The 5,969-nt window shown below is 70.8% G+C and carries 5 protein-coding genes; 1 reads left to right on the top strand and 4 read right to left on the bottom strand.

Annotated elements, in window-relative coordinates; all coding sequences use genetic code 11:
• Positions 1–26 precede the first annotated feature (26 nt).
• From STRTUCAR8_RS17015 to STRTUCAR8_RS17000, 4 genes are all read right to left on the bottom strand, one after another.
• Positions 27–1,109 carry a winged helix DNA-binding domain-containing protein gene (locus STRTUCAR8_RS17015; protein WP_044472348.1) on the bottom strand — a complete coding sequence of 361 codons (1,083 nt, stop codon included), beginning with the start codon at positions 1,107–1,109 and terminating at the stop codon, positions 27–29.
• Between the two features lie 186 nt (positions 1,110–1,295).
• Complete coding sequence (locus STRTUCAR8_RS17010; protein WP_006377037.1) at positions 1,296–1,826, bottom strand: cupin domain-containing protein; 531 nt, start codon at positions 1,824–1,826, stop codon at positions 1,296–1,298.
• Between the two features lie 92 nt (positions 1,827–1,918).
• Entirely contained in the window at positions 1,919–2,971 is a 1,053-nt protein-coding gene (locus STRTUCAR8_RS17005; protein WP_006377039.1) for a phosphotransferase family protein, read from the bottom strand.
• Positions 2,968–3,972: a C-terminal binding protein gene (locus tag STRTUCAR8_RS17000; RefSeq protein WP_006377036.1), complete on the bottom strand. Its 1,005-nt coding sequence runs from the start codon at positions 3,970–3,972 to the stop codon at positions 2,968–2,970. Before STRTUCAR8_RS17000 ends, STRTUCAR8_RS17005 begins: the two co-directional genes overlap by 4 nt.
• Positions 3,973–4,682: 710 nt before the next feature.
• Between STRTUCAR8_RS17000 and STRTUCAR8_RS16995 the strand changes: the two genes are divergently transcribed.
• Positions 4,683–5,951 (top strand): MFS transporter, encoded by a 1,269-nt coding sequence (locus tag STRTUCAR8_RS16995; RefSeq protein ID WP_006377035.1) that lies wholly within the window; start codon positions 4,683–4,685, stop codon positions 5,949–5,951.
• The last annotated feature ends 18 nt before the right edge of the window (positions 5,952–5,969 follow it).

Here is a 5,969-nt window from a genome sequence, read left to right as displayed (position 1 = left end):
CCCTCTATCCACGTTTCCCCGTCCGCCTACGAGGCGGCGGTGGCGAACCGGATGTCGTACGCCGTTCCCTCGTGCAGCACCGCGACCATCCGCTCCCCCTCCTCGACGACCGCCGCCCGCTGGTCCTTCGTGAAGGTGCCGAAGGGCTCGACGGTGAGCGTGCGGTCCGTGAAATGCCACAGGCCCGCGAGGAATCCGTCGACGAGCAGGACGCGGTGCGCCTGATTGCCCGACCAGGTACGGCCCTTGAGGTCGGCGGGGACGACGCGGGTGCGGTCGGCGTGCGAGAGCAGCAGGTTGTCGAACTCGGGCAGGAAACGCGGCGGCGCCGGAGTGTCCTGGTCGGGGCGGGGAGCGTCGGGGAGGTCGAAGAGCTCGGTGCCGTGCTCGTCCCGGAAGGTGAGCAGCCGGGGGCGGAGACGTTCGAAGGCGTCGCGCAGCCGGGTCAGACCGGCCCAGGTCTGCATGTCCTTCACGGAGGCCGGTCCGAAGGCGGCGAGATAGCGGAGCACGGTCGTGTCCAGCAGCTCGGCCGGGTCCGCCTGTTCCGCCGTCCGGCCGAGCCAGTGCTCGGCGGTGGTGAGGGCGACCTGGCCGCTACGGCCCCACAGGCCGCGCGGGGTCACCTGGACGAGCGGGAGCCGGCAGCGGGCGGCGACGGACAGGGACTGCGGGTCGGCGTCCGGCCACTCCACGAGGAGCGCCTCGCGCAGCTGCTTCATCGTGCGCGGCTCGGCCTCGACGAGGTCACGGGCGAGAACGGTGAGCCGGTCGAGGTCGACGCCGGCGAGCCCCTTGCGGAAATAGGTGAGTTCGCGGTCGCGGGCGGGCTGGACGAGCGGGCGCAGGGTGAGGCAGTCGTCGGCGGTGTGGGTGTGGATGGTCGAACGCATGGTGACGATACGGACGGCCTCCCGGTCGGCCATGAGCCGGGACAGGTCTTCGGGGACGAACCCGTCGAGGCGGGCGGCGAGGGCGTGGTACGGCGGCTTCACGTTCTGCGCCTGAAGACCGAGGAGGTGCGCGACGGCGTCCTTCGCGGCCATCGGCGACCGGGTGAGGAGCAGTTGCCGCGCGAGGGTGGCCCGGTTGAGGGCACGCGCGCCCATGACGGGGGCCGAGGCTGCCGCCGCCGTCCCGGGGTTCGTCCTCGTGTTCGTCGCCGGCTTCGTCCCCGGGGTGGCTGTCGAGGCCGTCTTCGCCGTGTTCCGCATGCTCTCCATGTTTCACACGCTAGCTCTGCTTGCGGACAGTTTCGGTCCGCAATCCCGATCGCGGCGCTGAAGGCGTCGAAGTCAGTTCTCGCGTTCCGTGCCGACCAGGACGAAGGCCATCGTGACCGGTCGGCCGCTGTGGTTGCGCCAGCCGTGGCGGGTGCCGTTCTGGATCACGATGTCCCCCGCCGAGAGCCGGGTGAGGTGGCCGTCGTCGAGTTCGAGGACGATCTCGCCCTGCAGCACGATGCCGTAGTCCACGGTCGGCGTCGTGTGCATGCCGTCGGGCTCGATGAGATCCGCGAGGCCGGGCGAGTCGGCGCGCTGCTCACGGTCGAAGGCGACGGGGTCGAACGCCGGGTCGGCCATCGCGGTGTCCGGCGGGAAGGTCAGGACGATGAACCGTGTGCCGCCGGGGGCCGGGAGCAGACCGGCGACCTTCGGCGTGGGGTCCTCTCCGGTCGGGCTGACCCGCTCGCCGGGGTCGGTGGCCCATGGGAGGCGGGACACCCAGCCCGGCAGACTGGTGAACTCCCGGCTGCGCGGGATCGGGCCGTCGCTGACGACGACAGACCTGCCGTTCTCGTCATGGCCGGTGACAACTCTGCGCATCCGTCTCTCCATCTCCATCTGGCATCGCGTCTCTGCGTAAGGTGTCGGCCGGCCCGGGAGTGCCGGCGGATCCGTCGAACCGGTGGGGGTCGTCAGTCGGGCCGGCCGCTGCCGGGTCCGGGCGGCGCCCCGAGGGCGGTCGCCCAGGCGTCCAGGACGTCCACCGTCGTGGGGGCGGGCGCCCGGAGCAGGGCCGATGCCACCGTACGGACGAACAGCCGGTGCCGTTCGTCCGTGAGGTACTCGACCGGCGACTTGCCGTCCACCCGTGCGAGCAGCAGCGCCGGCAGCAGTGAGGCGGCCCGCGCTTCGAGGGCCGGCCGGGGCTCCCAGTCGACTCGGCGGACGTACTTCTCGGCCAGCACCCGGGCCGACCGCAGCAGATCGGGGCGGCGCTCGGGCACCACCAGGCTCTTGAGGAGCAGATGGTTGACGCAGAAGGCGAGGTCGAAGGCCGGGTCCCCGTACCAGGCGCACTCGGCGTCCAGCAGTACGGGACCGGACGGTCCGACGAGGATGTTCTTGGGACTGACGTCACCGTGCACCAGGGCCAGGTGCGTGCCGGCCGTGCGATCGGCGAGGCGTCGGATGACGTCCCTCAGACCGGGGTGCGCGGCCGCGGTGGCCAGCAGGTACGGCTCGATGCGCAGTGCGTGGAAGTTGTCGTCGGTGGCGAACTCGGCGGCGAGGGCCGCGTCGCCCGCGCTCGCCGCATGGAGCGTGCCGAGCAGCTCTCCGACGGCCGCCGCGGTCTCCGGCCGCACCTCGCCGTCCAGCAGCTGGGCCTTCCACACGGGGTAGTGCTCGGGCGGCAGGTAGGCCATCGCGAAGAGGCCGGCCTCCGGGTCGTGGGCCAGCAGCTCGGGCACGCTGTCCGGACGGTGCCGGGACGCGAACCGCATCCACGCCCATTCGTAGGCGTTGCGCGACACCGGCGCCTGCCAGTCGGCGGCGACCTTCAGCTTGGCCAGGGCGCGTTTGACGCAGAGGGAACGTCCCGGCAGGTCCACTCGCCACAGGTCGGACGAGACACCGCCGGCCAGCGGCGTCCAGCGTGCGGCTTCGCCGGGTCCGGCGAGCTGGTGTGCGGTCAGGAAGCCGGTCAGCGCGGGTTCCGGGATCGCCTGCGCGGCGGGCCTGCTCATCGGCGCTCCCCCGTTCCGGCGAGCAGACCACGGGGAGCGTTGCAGGCGTGGGCCGGCGCCTCGTCCGCGAGGATCCGTACGACCTCCTCGGCGGCGCGGCGGCGCAGTTCCGTGACGGAGGCGTCGGAGGAGAACGCGATGTGCGGGGTGAGGAGAGCGCCCGGCTGGTCCAGCAGCCCGGCGGGGACGTGCGGTTCGCTCTCCAGGACGTCGAAGGCGGCTCCGTCCAGGTGCCCGCCGTCCAGCGCCTTGATCACCGCGTCGGTGTCCACCAGCCCGCCCCGGCTGACGTTGACCAGCAGGCCGCCCGGTGACATCAGTGCCAGTTGCTCGGCGCCGATGACGTGGTGCGTGCCGGGTGTGAGCGGCACATGGAGGATGACCACGTCGCTGCGGCGCAGCAGCTCCTCCAGACCGACCATCTCCACTCCGGGGGTGTCCTTCGGCGGATGCGGATCGTGGGCCAGGATCCGGCAGCCGAACGCGCGGAGCTTGCGCACGGTGGCCCGTCCGATGCGTCCGTGGCCGACGACGCCGCAGGTCAGCGTCGACAGCCGGCGCAGCCGGGCCCCGGCCGGGTTCCAGCGGCCCGCGCGGACCTCCCGGTCGGAGACGGCCAGGCCCCGCGTCCAGGCCAGCACCATGCCCACGGCATGGTCGGAGACCTCCTCGACGCAGTAGTCCGGCACGTTGGTGACCCACACGCCGCGCTCGGTGGCGGCGTCCACGGCGATGTTGTCGAGGCCGACGCCGAGCCTGGCCACGATCCGCAGATCCGGCGAGGTGCCTATCGCGGTCGCGGACACGGGGGCCCAGCAGGTCAGGATGCCGTCGGGCCGGTGCTCGGCCACCAGTTCCTCGATCGCCTCGGCGGAGACGGGATCGGCGGGGCCGGTCACCAGAGTGTGGCCCGCCTCCTCGACGACCGATCGTTCGACGGAGTCGTCGGGCCAGGCGTGGTCGGTGAGCAGCACGGTGCCGGGGCGGCTCGGTGGTTTCATGGAAGGTCGTCCTCGCAGAGTCGTGCGGCCGCGGCGGGCTGCCGGGCGGTCGCGTCCGGTCGCGTCCGGTGCGCGGATGTGATCGCCACCCGGGGGTGGGCGGAGGGGGTCGCTGGGCTCGGGTCCGGTGTCGGTCGGCGCCCGCCGACTTGTGGTCGGTGCGAGTACCGCGGTACGCCCCTCGAACGGGTCACGAGACGCCGGGGCATGTCTGATCACTTTGTCATAGCCACTCGATGCTAACGATAGCACTGGGAGCCTTCGACGCGTCAAGAGTGCGGTGCACGCCTCGGTGTACACCTGGCCTCCGGCCGGGAAAACAGGGAATTCCGAAGAAATCCGGTGTTCCCATCTTGACGTTCTGGAGACTTCCCCCTCATGGTTTCAGCCAGCGCCGACCGCGTGACCGATAAGGGTCCTCACAGGGTCCGGCTGTCGAAGACGCCATAGCCACGGACGTTGCCGACGGGCGACACAGAGCTGAATTCCGCATGCGGTGTCCGACCGCGCGGCAGCACGTCGCCCCCAATCCCCCAGCCGACTCGTCGGTCGACTCCTCAGCCGACTCCTCGGTCGACGACATCACCGTCGCCGGCTCGAGTCCGTGTTCCGCTCACCGTTTCTCGTCATCGCCCGTAGGCCCGCACTGTCCGGTCCGGGCGATGGTTCCGCCGCGGCCAGCCGTGGCCCATTCCCTCTCAGGAGCCGCTATGACCCACACAGCGCAAGTCGACACCAGTGCGGTGCCCGCGAGCGACACCCAGGAAAGCAGCCGCGCCCCCATTTCCCGTCTCATGATCGGGGTGGGCTTCCTGCTGGTGGTCCTCTCCTACATGGTCAACGCGATGGACCGCCAGGTCTTTCCCCCGCTGTTGCCCAACATCCGTGCGGAGTACGGGTTCTCCCTGGAGCAGGGCGGGCTGCTGGCGACCAACTTCACCCTCGGCATGGCGCTGGCCGGCCTGCCCGCGGGCTACCTTCTGGACCGCTTCCGCCGCAAGACCGTGCTGGTGGTCAGCATCGTGATCTACTCCCTCGGCACGATGGCCACGCCGCTGGCGACCGGGTTCGCCGACATGACGCTGTACCGGGTCGTGTCCGGCTTCGGAGAGGGCATGCAGTCCGCGGCCATCTTCGCGGCGATCGGCGCCTTCTTCGCGCACCGGCGGGGCCTCGCCTTCGGCGTCATCGGCATGGGCTACTCCGTCGGCGTGTTCATCGCACCGCTCATCGGCGTCCGACTGATGAGCGCCCACGGCACCTGGCACTCGCCGTTCTACCTCTTCGGCACGGCGGGGCTGCTGATCGCCGCCGCCTGCCTGTTCCTGGTGAAAACCGGACTGACCGAGCACTCCGCCGAGAAGGTCGTCTCGACCAGGACCTACGAGTACATGCCGGCCTCCGCCTACAACCGCAACACCATCGCGCTGGCCGTCCACTCCGTCGTCAGCGGCGTGGCCATCTACGGGTTCCTCGGCCTCTACCCGACGTACCTCATCACCTCGCTGCACTACACCACCGACCAGGCCGCTCTGGCCATGAGCCTCCTCGGCTTCGGCGGTATGTCGGCCGTACTCGGCGGCTGGCTGGGCGACCGCGTCAACCAGCGCGTCCTGCTGATCGCAAGCATGCTCGCCGTCTCCGCCATCAGCGTGTGCATCTACGAGACGCAGGCCGGAGTCGGAGTGCAGTGCGTGTTCGCGTTCCTCATGGGCGCCTTCGGCCTGGGCTTCATCTATCCCAACACCAACAGCGCGATGCAGCGGTCCGTGCGCCCCGGGCAGATCGGGCGGGCTTCCGGGCTCTTCGTCACCAGCTACTACGGAACGGCGGCGTTCTCGGGTCTGCTCTTCGCCGCCCTGGTGGACTCCTTCGGCTGGAGCCGGGCAGGTCTGCTGCAGGTCACGGCCCTGCCGCTGCTGGGTGTCCTGGCGCTGCTGTTCGTCCGCCCCACACGGTTCAACAACGCGGCCCTGTAGCAGGCCGGCACCGTCCAC

It is taken from the genome of Streptomyces turgidiscabies Car8 (assembly GCF_000331005.1).
GTDB classification, from domain to species: Bacteria; Actinomycetota; Actinomycetes; order Streptomycetales; family Streptomycetaceae; genus Streptomyces; species Streptomyces turgidiscabies.
The sequence above is the reverse complement of the archived record's forward strand: the minus strand, read 5'-3'. Positions and strand labels throughout refer to the sequence as shown.